Consider the following 16,956-nt stretch of genomic DNA (forward strand, 5'->3'; position numbering starts at 1 on the left):
CAGTTCTCTTACTTGGAGGTAACGTTGTCTAGCCAGAAGATTCGCATTCGCCTGAAGGGCTACGACCATGAGGTTGTAGACCAGTCCGCGAAGCTCATCGTTGATACCGCTCAAAAGACCGGTGCCCGCGTTTCAGGTCCCATTCCTCTGCCTACCGAGCGCAACCTGTATACGGTTATTCGCTCGCCGCATGTGAATAAGGACTCCCGCGAGCAGTTTGAGATGCGTACACACAAGCGTCTTATCGATATTCTTGACCCCACCTCTGGAACGGTTGATTCGCTTATGCGTCTTGACTTGCCAGCAGGTGTTGACATCGAGATTAAGCTCTAAGCTTGTTTGATGCAGTGCAGGGCTCTTATTGATGGCGCTGCGCGAATGATTACGCGTGCTGGGATTGAGTGTTTGTCTATTCAAGCGCTTTGAGCACGTTTGTGGTAATAAATACGGTCTGTGGGCGATATGCCTACAGACCGTATTTGCTGTTGTATAGCCTTAGTTGCTATACGCTCAGTTGAATGGCTTACGATTTATAATACTGTGCCTATTCGTCCTCTTTGCTTTCAACAACAAACATAGGCTTATAGGACAAAAAGTGTGTCTGATTTTGGAGTGTTGACGCAGGTCAGCACTCCTTTTTTCTCGTTTTAAATTTGATAGGTAAATTTAATCACTCGGACAAAACGTGTGTCTAATATATGCTTGTTTTTGCAGGTAAACCCTAGAAAATAAGACCGTTAAATCCATTTGGTTGGAGGATTCGGATGAAAGCGGTCAAGTGCCCCACTTGCAGCTCGCCTATGAAACGAAATGGTAAGACGAGTGCGGGTACACCGCGCTGGCGCTGTAAGGAGTGTGATGCGTCCACCACGATTTGCTATGACAATACAGCGGCTCGTCTCAAGGAGTTTTTCTCATGGCTTACCTCAAAGGAAACACAAGCTTCTATGCCAGGTCAAGGAAGAAGCTTTAGAAGGAAGGTCTCTGAGTTTTGGCATGTGTGGCCTCAACCGAAGCCAAGTAGTGAGCTCTATCGAGTGCTCTATGTCGATGGTATATGGCTTGCTCGAAATCTAGTGGTGTTAATCGCGCATGATGGTCGCTATGTTGTCTCTTGGTATATGGCTCAAGCTGAGATCACCAGAGCATGGGAGGCGCTGATATTGTCTATTCCGGCTCCTGACGTAGTTGTATGTGATGGTGGGACAGGCTTTGCTTTAGCAGTGCGCCACATATGGCCTCATACACGCATACAGCGCTGCTTGTTCCATGTGTTCTCGCAGGTGAGAAGATACACCACCGCAAGACCGAAACTTCAGGCAGAACGCGAGCTCTACGCGCTTGCAATTGAGCTTATGCATCTTGATACCTTGTATCACGTTAACTGGTGGAGTGAGAAATACCTTGCATGGTGTGAGTTTTGGGCTGACTTTTTAGAGGAAGTTTCCTATATCAATGGGAAACGTGTGTTTACACATGAACGTCTGCGCAAAGCACGGTCCACCCTCTCGCGCCTTATGAATCAAGGCACGCTTTTTACCTACCTGGACCCAGCACTTATTCAAACAGGGCCGCTTCCAAGAACCAATAAGCCATTGAGGGAGGAGTAAACGCTCTTCTCAGAGACATGCTCAGAAACCATCGAGGGATGTCACGCATACGGAGAGTGAAAGCAGTCTTTTGGTGGTGTTATCTGCATACTAAAAACCCGCTATCTGCAAAGGAGATTCTCACATCTATGCCGAAGGACAGCGATATAGATTTTCTTTATAAGACCTATTCCACTCAGCCAAAACGAACAGATGGAGGACCTGAATGGGGAGATAGAACAGTATGGGAAGAGCTCCATCACAAGGAGCCCTATCCCTTCTGGCTGGACTAGCACATATGTTCTATTCAGACACACTTTTTGTCCTATAAGCCTGTTTTGACAGAAATGGGCAATTTGGCAGTAAAACCTGACAGAAATGGGCAATATGGCAGTAAAACCTGACAGAAATGGGCAATATGGCAGTAAAACCTGACAAAAAGAGCCAATCTGGCAATAAACCCCCTATAGCAAGAAAAACTGCAACGCATCTACCTGCAGGTTTATAAAATAACGAATAACCCACGGGGGTTCTACACTGCCAAATTGCCCATTTCTGTCAAAAAGGGTTGGACTAGCGCTGGCTTCAAACACTAAAATTAGGGTAGTGGACAAAACCGGAGCATCGAGTGCGCGTGATACCTTTTTCTCGGTAAATATGCGCTTAGCGCGTTGGCAAAAATGACTAATTTGACACAAAAATCTGTCATTTTTGACGAATTTGACGTAAAGCGACAGGTGTAACTTATTGATGTGATGGTAGTTGGTGTTTAGTGCATTAGCTGTACTATTTCGGAACGTGCCGTAATGAATTGCAGTGTTGGAATACCTTGAGATAGCTTTACGAAATTGAAATAACTTAGGTTTTCTGTAAGCAAATCGTTCTAGTGTACAGATTTTTATCTGTGTCCCGAGTATAGGGGTCTGTACAAGCAAGATTTTCAGCATTTCCGCAGGAAAGACACTTTACTGTAGTGGAGTGTACTTGACCCTGGTCAAGAAAATCGTACATTAGACTGATTTACTTCACGAGCTTCTGCGTTTTCGTAATTTCGTAGGAACATTGTTTGCTCCAAGAATCCCTGCAGCTTCCCATAACGTCGGAATGTTGCCGCAGCGTACCAAGGTTGTATCTCGTATGTTGCCGCAGCGTAGCGACATTACATCGCAAAACGTAATGGCAGTACTATTACGCTGTATCAAGTGCTAGCACTCTTGCTACATAGTTAAGTTACACCTGTCGCTTTGGCAAAAATGACGAAAAAGTACTCTCTATAACCCAGCGGGTTAGTATTTGTCATACAAAGCAGCAGGTAGATAAGCCGCATGTAAAGCGACAATTGTCTCTTTATGTCAAATTAGTCAAAAATGACAGGTTTTTGCGTCAAATATGTCATTTTTGCCAAAGCGCAGGTCAGAGGTTTTGTTTGATTCTCAGGTACATTTGTTTTCGTCAATGCACAAGTTGCGGGTAGTGTGCGGTGTCAAGTTAAGCTCGGTTGTTGCGGCTTCAGCTATGACGTATGCCGAGAGATGTAACACACGCTCGGTAGTCCAGTTTTGTTCTCTACCCTAGTTTTTGTGTTTGGCGGCAGTGCTAGCCCAACCCTCTTTTGACAGAAACGGGCAATTTGGCAGTGTAGAACCCCCGTGGGTTATTTGTTGTTTTGTAAACCTGCTGGTAGATGAAGTGCAATTTTTCATGCTATAGGGGGTTTATTGCCATATTGCCTGTTTTTGTCAGGTTTTACTGCCAAATTGCCCGTTTCTGTCAAAAACACTCAACCAAGTTGGCGGTGTTTTGAAATCTATCCACACAGGAGAGAAGTGCTCTCGGGCCACAGCTTTATTGAAATGCAGTTTTCTTCAAGCATAGTAAGCAGCCGAAAGACCAAGGTATTGCGTTCGGAGAATTTTGCGCAGCACATTTGTAGAATGCAATACCTTGGTCTCTTGCAAGTCGTGAAGCAAGCAGTTTAGCTGAGCTTACGTTTCTAGGCAGTCTTTCGAGGGGTGCATTCTATCCGAGGAGTGTATTTCTTTGTCCCGTAAAAGCTCCAACCCAACCCCTTTCATCCTATACGTGCTGCTTGCGCATGGCGGGGTGTGGGAATGTGCTGCTATCGTTGTATGGCGGGTGTGAGGTGAGCTGACTTCCGAATGTTCATTTGGCATTTACTGTAAGGAAAGAGCGAATGATTGCGTTCGGAGAATTCTGCGGAGCACATTCGGAGAGCACAATCATTCGCCCAGTTGAGACAGAACTACAGTACAAAGCAGATGAGATAGCGCGGCAACATGAGGGTGGCATAGCTTTTCTAAGGGAACTTTCGCGAAGCGCAGTTCTCGTGAAAAGACTATGCCACCTCAGAGACGTGCAAATCACTCGTCCAATCGGTGAAGCAAAAGTCTCTGCCACCCCGTATGCTTACGAACTATTCGCCCAGCTTAGACGATGTGAAGACTATGCCATCCAACAAGAGTACAAATCAAACGATAGGCACAGTTGGCTTACCCCACACTCTGCCTTCAGGAAACAAGCAGCGGCGTATATCTTCCTGTATGATATTTATAATCATTAAGGATACGTAAACCAAAGCAAGGAGCTGCATGAGCGATAACTCAGCACAAGAGGCAACTGACATAGACGTTTCTAAACTTACCCCACTTTCCAGACGCAGTAGACTTACTCGCGTTATCTGGGGAATTGTTGGTTTTATTGCCTTTTTGCTCGGCGCAGCAGGTGCCGTTTTGCCACTGCTTCCTACCACGCCATTTATTATTCTCGCCGCGTTTTGTTTTGCTCGTAGTACTGGTCGCTTGGAAGCTTGGTTTCAAGATACCAAGCTAAATCGAATGATGCAAGAAAACTATCTCAATAATCGTGGCCTCACATGGCGTAAAAAACTTGAAATTCTTGCTTCTATTACCATTCTTATGGGCATCGGGTTTTATGTTGCCCGCCCCTTTCCAACTTTACAGGTCATTATTGGCATCGTATGGTTTTTGCATCTTGTGTTCTTTGGGCTTATAAAAAAGACGGTTCCCACGCCCGAGGATATTGAGCGCAAGAAGCAACGTAAAGCCTTTAAACAAGCTGCAAAAGCGAAGCGTGCATCAAACCATCGTATCTTCAAGTAGAAGCGTTCATAGGGGTTAGATTTTCGATATTCCAACTTTATGAATACTAAACTTGGCTGTCATCACGGTTACAACACATCAAAGCAGCACGCTTATTTGAGAACATTACTGATTGTAACTATCAGGTAAAAAAGCCCCTCATAGCATATTAAACGTATCGGTGAGCCATGCAATCGCGGTAAACTCACTATTTACTACTATGTGCTAGAAAGGGTTCTTTTATGATGGACCATACCATTTCTATTTCACGCCGCCGAGCCTTATCGATGGCGGCTGCAGGTTTTGCCACGCTTGCCGGTCTTGGCCTTGCGGGCTGTGCCGGGGGTGCTGAGGCTGGAAAAACAAGCTATAAGATTGGTGTTTTGCAGCTGGTTGAGCACGCGGCACTTGATGCGTCAAATAAGGGATTTGTGGCAGCACTTGATAAAGCTGGTATTAGTTACACCATTGACCAGCAAAATGCTCAAGGCGATCAATCTGCTTGCCAAACCATTGCATCAAAGTTGGTTGGTGATGGTGACGACCTTATCTTTGCTATCGCAACGCCAGCCGCACAGGCTGTTGCGTCAGCCACAACTGATATTCCTATTGTTGGAACTTCTATTACGGATTTCGCTGGCGCGAGCTTAGTGCAAAGCAACGAGCGACCCGGTGGCAATGTAACTGGCAGCTCAGACCTCACTCCCGTTTCCGACCAGATTGATTTGCTGGTTAAGGTGCTGCCGCAAGCTCGCCATGTGGGACTCTTATACTGCACGGCTGAGGCAAATTCACTTATTCAAATTGAGATGGCGGAAAAAGCCCTTGACGCAGCAGGTCTTACCCATAGTCGCTATACCGTTTCAAGTTCAAACGAGATTCAGCAGGTTGTGGAGTCGATGATTGGCAAAGTTGACGCCCTGTATGCTCCTACCGACAATACCATTGCTGCTGGTATGTCAACCGTTGCTATGGTTGCCCAAGAAAACAAGCTTCCTACGGTGGTTGGCTGCGATACGATGGTTGAAGACGGTGGTATGATAAGCTACTCAATCAACTACGAGGATCTTGGCTATAAAGCCGGTGAGATGGCAGTTAAGATTCTGAAAGGCGAGGCAAAGCCTGCCGATATGCCTATCGAGACCTTGAGCAAGTCAGAGTGCAAGCTCATCGTTAATGCTGCGGTTGCTAAGGCAATTGGCGTTGACCTCTCGGGTATTACGGCAGATATAACGGTTTAGCTTACGGTTTGTGTTCACTTTTGCCTGGGCGCATGAGTGAAAGAGAAACCGCAAAACTAAGGCTTCGTTTTGTAGGTAAACGTATGGATTGCAGTATGGATTATAGAAAGGCACGTGCATGAAAGACATGCTTCTCTCGCGGCGCTCAGCTTTGATGTCAACAGGCGGCGCTCTTATTGCGGGTCTAGGGCTTACGGCTTGTAGCTCAACTTCTACGCCAGCAGGCTCAGCTGCGCCTTCAACGAGTTATAAGATTGGTGTTTTACAGCTCACTGAGCACGCGGCTCTTGATTCTGCAAACAAAGGCTTTATTGCAGCTCTTGACGCATCGGGAATTAGCTATACCGCCGATCAGCAAAACGCGCAAAATGATCTTTCGGCTTGCCAAACTATTGCTGCAAAGCTTGTAAGCGACAACGATGACCTCATCTTTGCTATTGCTACCCCTGCTGCACAAGCTGTTGCTGCAACAACAACAGAGATTCCTATCGTTGGCACAGCTATCACAGACTTTGCTGAGTCGGGCTTGGTGAAGAATAATGAGAAGCCAAACACCAATGTAACCGGCACCTCAGATTTGACGCCTGTTGCTGAGCAACTTGAGCTTCTGCATAAGGTTCTTCCCAATGCGCGCAAGGTTGGTATTCTGTACTGTTCTGCTGAGGCAAATTCATCGGTACAGGTGCGTCTTGCAGAAGAAGAGCTTGACCGTTTGGGTCTTGAGGCAAAGCAATATAGCGTTGCCAGCTCTGTTGAGATTCAGTCGATGGTTGAGACGGCTGTGTCAGAAGTTGACGCACTCTACGCCCCAACCGATAACACCATCTCGTCAAGCATGGCTCAGGTTGCTCAAATTGCACTTGATGCTAAGATTCCAGTCATCTGCGGCGAAGAGGCGCAGGTTACGGCTGGCGGTCTGTTTTCGCTGTCCATCAATTATGAAGAGCTTGGTCGGCGTGCAGGTGAGATGGCAGTAGAAATTCTGACTAAAGGAACTAAGCCTGCCACCATGCCAATTGAGACCATGAAAGCGTCCGAACTCAAGATTGTCGTTAACGAAAAAACTGCTGCTGCGCTTGGCGTTGACGTATCAGGCTTGACTGCGTAGTACGAGTAGTACGAGGAGGAGCAGATGCTGCTTGCCTTGCAAGGCGCTGTGTCCCAGGGAATTCTCTGGGGCATCATGGTGCTTGGTGTGTTTATCACCTATAAATTGCTGGATATTCCTGACCTAACGGTTGATGGAAGTTTTGCCTTAGGCGGCTGTGTGGCGGCAGTTTTGATTGTGGGCTTTGGAATTGACCCTGCACTTGCGCTTCTTGCAGCTACGTTTGCGGGCGCTGTTGCAGGCGCGCTTACGGGCTTTTTGCATACCATTTTTGAGATACCGGCAATTCTTGCGGGCATTCTTACACAGATTTCGCTCTGGTCTATTAACTTGCGCGTTATGGGCAAGTCTAATACGCCTATTCTGGCAAACGAAACCATCTTTAGCCGCCTCTCGGCTTTGACTGGTTTGCCGCAAAGCACTATCTCTGCACTCTTTGGACTGCTCGTGGCCGTTGCTGTCATTGGTATATTGTACTGGTTTTTTGGTACCGAACTTGGAAGCGCGTTGCGTGCAACCGGTGACAATGAGGACATGATTCGCGCTCTAGGCGTTAATACAAAAAAGACTAAGCTTATTGCCCTAACCTTATCAAATGCGCTGGTTGGGCTTTCGGGTGGTCTTATTTGTGAGAGTCAGAAGTATGCTGATATTGGCATGGGAACCGGAGCTATTGTTATTGGTCTTGCCGCTATTGTTATTGGCGAGGTGCTTGCTCGTTTACTTCCTGCACGTTTTACCGCAAGCTTTGCCGCACGTTTGACCTCGGCATTAGTTGGCTCGGTCGTGTATTTTCTTATCCGGGCAATCGTTTTACAAATGGGCATGGACGCCAACGATATGAAGCTTCTGTCGGCAATTATTGTTGCACTGGCACTTTGCGTGCCGGTGGTATGGGAAAAGTATCAGCTGCGCTCACGTTACTCGGCAGGAGATGAGGCAGATGCTTAAGCTCTCACGGGTCAAAAAGACCTTTAATAAGGGAACAGTAACAGAAAAGCGTGCATTAACCGGCGTAGACCTTGAGTTGGCAGATGGCGATTTTGTAACCGTCATTGGTGGCAATGGAGCAGGCAAATCAACACTGCTCAATATGATTGCTGGCGTGTACCCCATTGATTCAGGCACCATTATGCTTGATGGGCATGATATTTCTCGTCTTTCTGAGCCCGCTCGCGCAAAATATTTGGGTCGGGTTTTCCAAGACCCTATGCGAGGCACGGCAGCTGACATGTGGATTGAAGAAAACCTAGCGCTTGCGGCACGACGCGGCAAGCATCGTGGTCTTGCATGGGGCATCTCTGCTGATGAGCGCGCTGAATATCCCAAACTACTTGCTCGGCTTGGGCTTGGTCTTGAAACGCGTATGCGTGCAAAAGTAGGTTTGTTATCAGGCGGTCAGCGTCAAGCTCTTACTCTGCTTATGGCAACGCTCACCGATCCACGGGTGTTGCTGCTTGATGAGCATACAGCTGCCCTAGACCCTAAAACTGCAGCCAAAGTGCTTGATTTGACGCAGCAGATTGTGGGAGAGCGCAAACTTACTACCCTTATGGTGACGCACAATATGGCTGATGCAATTCGTCTGGGCAATCGCCTCATTATGATGCACGAGGGTCATATTATTTATGACGTATCGGGTGAGGAAAAAGCGGCGCTAACGGTGAGTGATTTGCTTCAGAAATTTGAAGAAGCGGCCGGGGATGAGTTTGCCAACGATCGTATGTTGCTTGGCTAACATATGAAAAGGCGAGTGTTTCGCCCGAGTTTTCATCGTGCTACACGACGTGTGTTTTTACGCGCACGCCTAACAGGCGCTGCGGCATTGCTGGCGCTTGTTGTTTCGGCAGCGGGTCAGTTTGTGCTTCCATTTCTTCATGAAGCACCAATGCCCGCCGCCATATTGAGGCAAACCACAGAGCCGATATATAAGCTGTTATCTCAGCTTAATCCTGAGGAGCTTCCCGCCTACGATGGCACTCCCTCAGTGGCGCTACATAACAATAAACCAAGCTTTGATATATCAGATTTTAAAGACCTTGATGCCTATGAGTTGTATGCGCCACTTGATGAGCTTGGTCGGGTGGGTGTTGCTTGTGCGGTGGTTAGTCCGGCTGCGTTGCCAACAAAACCACGCGGGAGCATTGCTCATATTCGACCCACAGGTTGGCATACCGTGCGCTATGACGACCTGATTGAAGACCATTATTTGTATAATCGCTGTCATTTGCTGGGGTATCAGCTGACTGGCGAAAACGATAACGCGCAAAATCTTATGACGGGTACACGGTATCTCAATACCGAAGGTATGTTGCCCTATGAACAGCAGGTTGCTCGCTATGTACATGAGACGGGTGGTCGGGTTGCTCTGCGTGTTACGCCTGTCTTTGTTGGTGATGAGCTGGTAGCGCGTGGCGTTGAAATGGAGGCATTGTCTTTAGATGATGGGGGAGCTCAGGTTCAATTTCATGTCTATTGTTACAATGTGCAGCCAGGCATTGAGATAGATTATGCAAACGGTGACAGTAAGCGCACGCATTCTGAGTAAGCTTATGCTTGCGCGTTAACAAGGATTTATGCAAGCAATAAAGATATACATTGTTTGCTGTAGTTATCTATGAGAAAAGAGGAGTTCATGGAGTTGCGTTTTGAGCGGGCGTGCACAGCAGCAGCTGATGAGCTCGCTGCACGTTGCTCTCTATCACTGTTTGCACTTGATGAGCTGTGTACACCGTGCGATGGCACGCTTGATGGCACGCTTGATGGCACGCTTGATGGCACGCCTTACCACATGAATCCTTGCAATCTTTCTGCTGCGCCTGATGGTACGTCCCATAACATGCGTCCTGAGCCGTATCTCAGATTAGATGCACAGGGCTTAACACTCTGTGCGCGCGGCATGGAGCTTCGGCAAGATTTTGCATGTTTGCTGCCACGCATTGCACCGCATAAGCTTGCGCACGAGATGCTCATAAAGGCGGCTCGTATAAAGGGCACACAAAGCTGGCAAGTTTTTGATGCTACAGCTGGTCTTGGTGAGGACGCCTTTTTGCTTGCAGCGGCAGGAGCCGAGGTATGGCTTTGTGAGCGCGATGTCATTATTGCGGAGCTCCTGATGGATGCCTTACAGCGCGCACAGCAAGATGAGCGTCTTGCATCAATTTGTGCGCGTATGCATCTCATACAAGGTGATAGTGTGGAACAGATGAGTCAAGCTGAAGGTGCAGCTCGGCATGTATCGGTTATCTATCTCGACCCTATGTTTCCTACGCGCACCAAATCTGCAGCAGTAAAGAAAAAATTTCAACTGCTTCATGAGCTTGAACCGCCGGCTCTTGATGAAGAACGCTTACTTGAGGCTGCTCTTGCGGCGCAACCAAGCAAGATTGTTATTAAGCGTCCTCTCAAGGCAGAATATTTGGGTGGTAGGCGCGCGAGTTATAGCATCCGTGGTAAGGCTGTGCGTTTTGATGTATTGGCGCTCTAAAAGCTCAGGTACAATAGCTGCGGTTTACTTCAGAAAGGATTGACATGATTCGTGAATTGATACGCGATGAGGCGCTGTTAAGCATGCCCTGTGAGCCTGCAACAGCAGAAGATGCCGAGTTGGCGGCTGATTTGATTGAGACGCTTGCTTCGCTTGAAGATGCTGGCTGTTTGGCAGCAAATCAGCTAGGTGTGCCGCACGCACTTTTTGCATATGAAGATGAAAAGGGAGCGTACCGGGTCATGCTTAATCCCAAATTAGTTTTTGGTTTAGGTCCTAATCGTGTGGTCGAGGCATGCTTAACGCGCGAAGGCGAAAGCACTGCTGTTCGCCATATTAAAATCAAGGTAGATTTTGATGCGCTTGTTGATGGCGAGCTTGTGCATCGCCGTCGTGAATTTGCTGGTTTTACTGCTCAGATGATTCAACACATGATTGATCACTGTAACGGTAAATATATTTAGAATGAGGATAGGGGGGTTGCAACCAGTCAATCTATCTTAATCCGCAAGCTTTTCGATAAGCAACAAGAGTGTCACAAGACCGTAAGAATACTCGTACTGCTTTTGTTCTCCACGCATGATTTCTAAAATAGTCTCTTTGGGAGCATCTGTTATTTTTTGTAAGGTTTCTATTGAAATTACAGCATCTTCGATGACTTTACAGAGCTTGGTTGATATGGATTCATCTATATCAACCAAGCTGTTTTCGATATCCTTTTGAGCTTGAATTTGTAAAATAACACCAATAAGAGGAAGAACATCTTCTGGGCATATTTGCTTAAAGTTAATGTTATAGTGCTCATTTTTACCGGATAACTCCCAGTCAAAATGATTAACCCATTTATATCCAGAATAGAGTTCTTCCATGTGACACCCTTTCGTTTAATTAGATTGAGAATCCTATTGAGACACTAGGTAGTGTCCAGCTGATTCCACCAGAGCCCACAGAAGTCCCAAATTGGGAAACTTCAATACGTATGCCTCGAGACAGCCCCTCATTTTTATCGCAGCGAGCGGCTTGGGTTTGCAAGGCTGTTGAGAATACCTGAGATAAAACTGACAACAATCGCCGCTATAAAGGCTGAGCCAAAACTTGAGATAATGATGCCTGCACCAATAACATGAACCGAAATCCAGCTGGCAAGTTCAAACATAAAGGTGTTAACAACAAGTTGGAAAATGCCGAGCGTTACAATAGTTGCTGGTATAGAGATAAGTGTTACAACAGGTTTAATCAGTGCATTGACAAAGCCAAGGCTTAGGCTGGCCATCAAAAACGCGAGCCACGGCTCAGCTCCATAAGGTGCAATACCAGGAATAAGATTGCTTGCAATTGCAACGGCAATGGCAGTGAGAAGGGTTTTGAGAAGAAATTTCATGACAAGCTCAAATTCAATCGATGGTGTAGTAACAATAAGTCAACGATTCTAGTATACCCATCAGGTTTTGCGAGATACACGTAGGAAGATGAGGCTGCTGAATTTGCAATACGACATTCAAAAGACGGCAAAAAGCTCAAACTCTGCTGGCATGGCGTGCTCTGGGCAGCAACCAGAGGAGCCATGCACCATGAGCTACCTGCGCCAACCTCCTCGCGCTACTCACATAAAGATGGACGCAGCTGCTGAGCGTATGTTTTTATATGTAATACACGATTGCGAGCATCAGGGCGCTCAATTGCGTATGCATTGCTTTAATACGCTGATACAGGTGTATGTGTATCCAGGTGGAGAAAACAACGATAGGGAGAACAACGATAGGGAGAACACCGATACATCTGTCCCGCCTACGGCATTTCACGCTGTGCTCCACGAAATAGCCGCGTATTTGGCGCAGCAAGAACTGCTTCTCTCGCGCACACGAATCGATTCTGATGTCGCACGTGCGCATATCCATGCGCCGGCATGGATTGATGTCCATATGCAAACCGCGCAGCTTATCGAGCAAGCCCGGCAGTATGTGAATGAAAGTGAAGGGCGCTTCGACCTCACCATGGGGACTATGACTCAGCTGTGGGACTTTCATACTGGTCATGTTCCCCCAAAATACAAGCTCGCACAAGCACGCGAACATGTGGGTATGGACAAGGTTTGTGTGCAGCTGCTCAGTCATAATCACGCTCAGCTTTGTATTACCGACCCAGATACCGTGCTTGATTTAGGTGGTATTGCAAAAGGAGCTTGTGCGGCGTATCTCCATCGGCTGCTGCCGTCTCGCGGCATACATCGTTATGTGCTCAACCTTGGGGGAAATGTTGTTGTGCGCGGAGGGCGTCCTTGTGAGCGCGAAACCAATCAGTCTACACAGCCCCATACAGGAGAAAGCCTTATAGAACCTTGGCGTATAGGAATTGTTGACCCGCGTAACCCAGACAAACATCGAGCAGTGTTGTCCATGACAAAAGGTTCTGTTGCAACGAGTGGAATCCATGAGCGATCATTTATGCGTGGCGGTGTGTTCTATCATCATATTCTTAATCCGCAAACAGGTATGCCAGCAGATACAGACCTTGCAAGTGCAAGTATTGTGGCCGACTATCCCCTTGATGGTGATGGATATTCAACCACGGTACTTATGTTGGGCGCTTGCGCAGGGCTTGCTTTTTGTGAGGCTCGCTCTGGCATTGAGGCAGTGCTTATTACTAAGCGCAACGAAGTGCTCTATACCTCGGGACTAGCGGGAAAAATACAAATATTACCATCTGTTTACTCAGGCTAGTATCTACTTTGAGCACCCCAGTGTGCTACACTGGGCAAACCGGATTGGTTTGTGGCCGCATGAGGATAAGAGCGGACTATCACATACTATATGCGTTGGAAGGTGACTCTCGTGGATTTTGAAACGATGTTCATGCGTGAAGATGTTGATCAGCTGGTGGAGTCATTTTTATTACTCAAATCTAAAGAAGAAGTACGTGCGTTTTTAGTTGACCTTTGTACCCCGCGTGAAATTACTGACTTAGCTCAGCGGCTCGAAGTTGCGCGCGTGCTTGATGATGGCAAGCCCTATGTAGAGGCTCAGGCACACACTGGAGCCTCATCAACAACGGTTAGTCGCGTATCAAAGGCTCTTAATGGCACCTGGGGCGGTTATCGAAACGTGTTGATTCGTTTGAACGACCAGCTGCACGAGCAGGGATAAACAGGCATTAAAACACCTTGATTGCGTTGAAACATGCTTTTGCTTAGGGCGTCAAAATCCTAAAACTGAATTTGCTATAGGACAAATTGGGTGGCGCGGGCTGCATCGCTTGCAGAATTGTTCTTGCACGCTCAATTGCTAAGCGTATGTTTGTGTTGAACTGCCTCGTGTTGCAATCACGTTGTGTCCAGGCAAACGTGTACCATATAAAAATGCAAACGTTTTAAGGGGGATTGGTGGCCTTCTTGCTTCATTGTTTTGATAGTCCGGTACCGCTATGCGCCGAACTTGTGAGTCATTTACAGACATTGCTTGATGTTCACGGTCGTGTATCAATGCTGGTAAGCAATAATGCGGAGCGCGACACCATGCGAGTGGCCTTAGCGCGTGCGGGTCTTGGCCTGGGCATCGATGTGCTAAGCCCTGATGCGTGGGTGGAGACATGGTGGAATCTCTGGGGCGACGGGCGAAGTTTGGTTAGTCCTATCGCACGGCAGCTTGTGATGACGCAGGTGCTCATGGATGCTCATGCAGATGACGTGCATCCGCTTACGCAAACTGCTGGTACTGGGCATTTACTAGCACGTATTGCTGCAGATACGGCGGGTTTGTCAGACATACCTCAACAGGCGTCACTCACACTTGCCGAGCAAAAAGTTTTTGAGCTTGTGCAGATATATGAGGGTGCTCTCAATCAGCGAAACTTGATTGAGGGCGCTGCTGCGGCGCACAAGCTCAGTAGTGTAATGAACTCGATGTCTGGTGAGTGCCCGCGCGAGGCAGTGGTGGTATATCGTGTTTCGAGCATGCCAGCAGCAGTTCTTAAGCTTTTGGCATATGCTGCAGAGTGTATGCCTGTGAGCTGGTGGCTTGATGTTGACCTTGCTGCTGACGCGCCGCGTTTGATACAGGCGTTAGAAGGCTTGTCAGCAGGTAAGTTTTCATTTGACGCATCAACACTTGTACCATCACCAGCGTCATGTTCGTTACTTAATCAAGCTAGTCAGCAGCGCCTAAGCTTTGTAGAAATTTTAGGCCCTCATGCAGAAACTCGGGTAGTAGTTGAGCAGATAGAAGCAGCATGTGCTGCAGGTGCAAAACGCATAGCACTGGTAACTCCTCGTTCACAGGTGGCCTTTGAGCGCTTAGCTGAGGCGCTTGCGCGTCGAAATATCATGCTTGAGGGAAGTTATTTCCAAACATTTGAGCGTTCATGGAGCGGGCATCACCTGTTTCAGCTAACTGATTGCATAGAGCGAATGCGAGCAGCAGGAGACAATCTGTTACAAGCATATCAGTGGTGGCCTGCTCACGAACTTACCGATTGGCTTTCTTGTCCTTTGTCAGGTGCTAGTAGTTGGCATGCTTGGCAGTTTGATAAGCGTATGCGGCAGTCGCGCCATGTAAGCCCTGATGATGTTATGCGTATGCTTCAAAGTATTCAGGGTCGCGCTGAAAAAGATGCGCAGAATCGAGCAGATGTGGCAGGAGACACACATCCCATTGCGGTTGTGTGTGCCGATGTAGTGCGTCATCTTGAAGATAATAAACTACTTGCAGCACTCAAGAGCATGTTAACATCGGCTCAAACATGCACGTCAGCGGCCTGTGGCAGCGTTGATGGTCAGTTGCGTTTAAGCTCTGAAATCAAATTGCTCAAGAGAGCTTGCGAGCTTATTGGTCATGAGGCTCGCGAGCTAGGCATAAGCCAGCAGGTAGCATATATGGCGCTCGAAGGACTTACCAGTATGCTCGCGGCTCATTCCGAGGTTAAAAACCCCATCGCGCATGTAAGCATATTGACACCTAGCATTGCAGCCGCTCAAGAGCCAGAGAGTTTTGATGCTCTGATTTGCTGTGATATGGATATACAGGCGTATTCGCTGGCGCGCGCTGAAGGTCCTGAGCATAGCTATGCACTGCATCTTGGTCTTGCTAGTTTGCAGCTTGAGCCTATTGCTCGCATGCGAAGCCAGTTTGCGCGCATACTGCGCATTGCACGTTCAACACCTATACTCTGCCGAGTGAGCCATACGGGGCAGGCAAAAACCCAATATCCAGCTGCGGTCTGGACTGAGCTTGAGACTGTCTGTCGGCGCACAGCCGAGGCTGCGGGATTTGAGTTTTTGTATAAGCGCATAGGCGAGAATGCTATTGCGCAGGATATGTATGAAAACTGCTTGCCACAACAGAGGCAGGTAAGCTGCCAGGATCCACAAGTTTTATCGAGCGCAGCAGTGCCGTATCTGGTTCTCACATGCCCAGACCCCGATTACCCCTCAGATATGCCCGCCCCGCTTATTCCGCGTCAGCTCTCTGCGTCTCAAATTGAAAACTACCTGCGTTGTCCTTTGTGCTGGTTTGTTTCGGACCGCATTCGTCCCAGCTCGCTTGATGCGGGTTTTGGCAATATGGAGCTTGGAAATTTAGTACATGATGTGTTGTATCGCTTCCATAAAGAGCTGCTGGAACAAGGTATTGAGCGCGTGACAACTCAGACGCTTGAGCAGGCACAAAATATATTGAAAAAGACGTTTGAGTGTGTCGTGTTAGAGCATAGAGTTGGCAAGACTTCAAGCTCAGCGGCGCTTATTCCGCATTCTGAGCGAGATGCTGTACAGATTGACGAGACTTATGAGGCACTTAAGCAGGTGCTTTATGCAGAGGCTAAAACATTGCTGGGTTTTATACCCACCTACCTTGAGTTTTCTTTTAATAAATTTAAGGTTAACTACGCCGGACGTCCGCTGGGCGGGCGTATTGACCGCGTTGATGTTGATGAGCAAGGGCGAGCGGTGGTTATTGATTATAAGCATCGCAAAAACCCTCGTCAGTTTGCTGTGCAAGACCCTACAGTTGTTCAATCGGGTGACTCGAGCCTGCTCAGCGACAATCCAGAGTGGTTACCTGAGCATACGCAAACACTTATCTATGCCAAAGCCTTGCAAGATGCCAAGCTTGGCGTAGTGCCAAAAGGAGCCTTATATTTCTGCACAAAAGACCAGGAGCCAGGATTTTGCGGTGCGCTTGCCGATGAACTCTGTGAGCAAGAACCCGGAGACGGGCATGTACCGCATGTGACCATGGGATTTCCGCACACTGCGCAGCAAGGAACTATGAGTTTTGAGCAGTTACTTAATCATGTTGAGAGCGTTATTGAAAAACGACTCGATGAGATGAGTGCTGGCCACATTCATGAGCCAGAAGAGGGCTGCACCTCTCAGTATAGTTTGCATGGTTTGGGTTTCACACGAAGGGATGCATAACGC

At 47.7% G+C, this 16,956-nt stretch carries 14 protein-coding genes and 1 pseudogene; 13 read left to right on the forward strand and 2 right to left on the reverse strand.

Going from position 1 to position 16,956, the window contains the following annotated elements; genetic code table 11:
- The first annotated feature begins 24 nt into the window (after nt 1–24).
- The 10 genes and pseudogenes from rpsJ (at nt 25) to KPC83_RS01735 (ending at nt 11,008) form a co-directional block, all read left to right on the forward strand.
- Complete coding sequence (rpsJ, locus tag KPC83_RS01690; RefSeq protein ID WP_072414490.1) at nt 25–333, forward strand: 30S ribosomal protein S10; 309 nt, start codon at nt 25–27, stop codon at nt 331–333.
- Between the two features lie 431 nt (nt 334–764).
- A pseudogene (locus KPC83_RS01695) lies at nt 765–1,882 on the forward strand (IS1249 family transposase).
- Nucleotides 1,883–4,198: 2,316 nt separating this feature from the next.
- Complete coding sequence (locus KPC83_RS01700; RefSeq protein WP_216278862.1) at nt 4,199–4,729, forward strand: YbaN family protein; 531 nt, start codon at nt 4,199–4,201, stop codon at nt 4,727–4,729.
- 221 nt (nt 4,730–4,950) lie between these two features.
- The gene (locus KPC83_RS01705; RefSeq protein WP_371819270.1) at nt 4,951–5,949 is read left to right on the forward strand and encodes an ABC transporter substrate-binding protein; all 999 of its coding nucleotides are present in this window, start codon (nt 4,951–4,953) and stop codon (nt 5,947–5,949) included.
- Between the two features lie 118 nt (nt 5,950–6,067).
- A complete protein-coding gene (locus tag KPC83_RS01710; protein WP_216278863.1) occupies nt 6,068–7,057 on the forward strand; it encodes an ABC transporter substrate-binding protein in 990 nt (329 codons plus the stop codon).
- Between the two features lie 24 nt (nt 7,058–7,081).
- Nucleotides 7,082–8,008, forward strand: a complete 927-nt coding sequence (locus KPC83_RS01715; RefSeq protein ID WP_216278864.1) for an ABC transporter permease — start codon at nt 7,082–7,084, stop codon at nt 8,006–8,008.
- On the forward strand, nt 8,001–8,795 hold the full coding sequence (locus tag KPC83_RS01720; RefSeq protein WP_216278865.1) for an ABC transporter ATP-binding protein: 795 nt from the start codon (nt 8,001–8,003) through the stop codon (nt 8,793–8,795). The genes KPC83_RS01715 and KPC83_RS01720 overlap by 8 nt, the downstream gene beginning before the upstream one ends.
- A gap of 3 nt (nt 8,796–8,798) precedes the next feature.
- A complete protein-coding gene (locus tag KPC83_RS01725; protein ID WP_216278866.1) occupies nt 8,799–9,605 on the forward strand; it encodes a DNA/RNA non-specific endonuclease in 807 nt (268 codons plus the stop codon).
- A gap of 87 nt (nt 9,606–9,692) precedes the next feature.
- Nucleotides 9,693–10,544 carry a class I SAM-dependent methyltransferase gene (locus tag KPC83_RS01730; RefSeq protein ID WP_253200972.1) on the forward strand — a complete coding sequence of 284 codons (852 nt, stop codon included), beginning with the start codon at nt 9,693–9,695 and terminating at the stop codon, nt 10,542–10,544.
- A 44-nt stretch (nt 10,545–10,588) separates the two neighbouring features.
- The gene (locus KPC83_RS01735; RefSeq protein WP_216278867.1) at nt 10,589–11,008 is read left to right on the forward strand and encodes a peptide deformylase; all 420 of its coding nucleotides are present in this window, start codon (nt 10,589–10,591) and stop codon (nt 11,006–11,008) included.
- 36 nt (nt 11,009–11,044) lie between these two features.
- Here KPC83_RS01735 and KPC83_RS01740 read toward each other — a convergent pair whose 3' ends face one another.
- Together KPC83_RS01740 and KPC83_RS01745 are read right to left on the reverse strand one after the other, a co-directional pair.
- Complete coding sequence (locus KPC83_RS01740) at nt 11,045–11,413, reverse strand: hypothetical protein (protein WP_216278868.1); 369 nt, start codon at nt 11,411–11,413, stop codon at nt 11,045–11,047.
- Nucleotides 11,414–11,547: 134 nt separating this feature from the next.
- Nucleotides 11,548–11,925, reverse strand: a complete 378-nt coding sequence (locus tag KPC83_RS01745; protein WP_216278869.1) for a phage holin family protein — start codon at nt 11,923–11,925, stop codon at nt 11,548–11,550.
- A 190-nt stretch (nt 11,926–12,115) separates the two neighbouring features.
- Here KPC83_RS01745 and KPC83_RS01750 point away from each other — a divergent pair, with 190 nt between their 5' ends.
- The 3 genes from KPC83_RS01750 (at nt 12,116) to KPC83_RS01760 (ending at nt 16,953) form a co-directional block, all read left to right on the forward strand.
- Nucleotides 12,116–13,264 (forward strand): FAD:protein FMN transferase, encoded by a 1,149-nt coding sequence (locus KPC83_RS01750; RefSeq protein WP_216278870.1) that lies wholly within the window; start codon nt 12,116–12,118, stop codon nt 13,262–13,264.
- Nucleotides 13,265–13,375: 111 nt separating this feature from the next.
- The gene (locus KPC83_RS01755; RefSeq protein WP_253200974.1) at nt 13,376–13,687 is read left to right on the forward strand and encodes a YerC/YecD family TrpR-related protein; all 312 of its coding nucleotides are present in this window, start codon (nt 13,376–13,378) and stop codon (nt 13,685–13,687) included.
- A 236-nt stretch (nt 13,688–13,923) separates the two neighbouring features.
- Nucleotides 13,924–16,953, forward strand: coding sequence for a PD-(D/E)XK nuclease family protein (locus tag KPC83_RS01760; RefSeq protein WP_216278871.1), 3,030 nt, complete (start codon nt 13,924–13,926; stop codon nt 16,951–16,953).
- Nucleotides 16,954–16,956 lie beyond the last annotated feature (3 nt).

The organism is Collinsella sp. zg1085 (genome assembly GCF_018889955.1).
Taxonomy (GTDB): domain Bacteria; phylum Actinomycetota; class Coriobacteriia; order Coriobacteriales; family Coriobacteriaceae; genus Collinsella.

Bases quoted from the DNA above. Each gene is read 5' to 3' on its own strand.
- KPC83_RS01700 (WP_216278862.1), top strand. From the start codon at position 4,199: ATGAGCGATAACTCAGCACAAGAGGCAACTGACATAGACGTTTCTAAA.
- KPC83_RS01705 (WP_371819270.1), top strand. From the start codon at position 4,951: ATGATGGACCATACCATTTCTATTTCACGCCGCCGAGCCTTATCGATG.
- KPC83_RS01710 (WP_216278863.1), top strand. From the start codon at position 6,068: ATGAAAGACATGCTTCTCTCGCGGCGCTCAGCTTTGATGTCAACAGGC.
- KPC83_RS01715 (WP_216278864.1), top strand. From the start codon at position 7,082: ATGCTGCTTGCCTTGCAAGGCGCTGTGTCCCAGGGAATTCTCTGGGGC.
- KPC83_RS01720 (WP_216278865.1), top strand. From the start codon at position 8,001: ATGCTTAAGCTCTCACGGGTCAAAAAGACCTTTAATAAGGGAACAGTA.
- KPC83_RS01725 (WP_216278866.1), top strand. From the start codon at position 8,799: ATGAAAAGGCGAGTGTTTCGCCCGAGTTTTCATCGTGCTACACGACGT.
- KPC83_RS01730 (WP_253200972.1), top strand. From the start codon at position 9,693: ATGGAGTTGCGTTTTGAGCGGGCGTGCACAGCAGCAGCTGATGAGCTC.
- KPC83_RS01735 (WP_216278867.1), top strand. From the start codon at position 10,589: ATGATTCGTGAATTGATACGCGATGAGGCGCTGTTAAGCATGCCCTGT.
- KPC83_RS01740 (WP_216278868.1), bottom strand. From the start codon at position 11,413: ATGGAAGAACTCTATTCTGGATATAAATGGGTTAATCATTTTGACTGG.
- KPC83_RS01745 (WP_216278869.1), bottom strand. From the start codon at position 11,925: ATGAAATTTCTTCTCAAAACCCTTCTCACTGCCATTGCCGTTGCAATT.
- KPC83_RS01750 (WP_216278870.1), top strand. From the start codon at position 12,116: ATGAGCTACCTGCGCCAACCTCCTCGCGCTACTCACATAAAGATGGAC.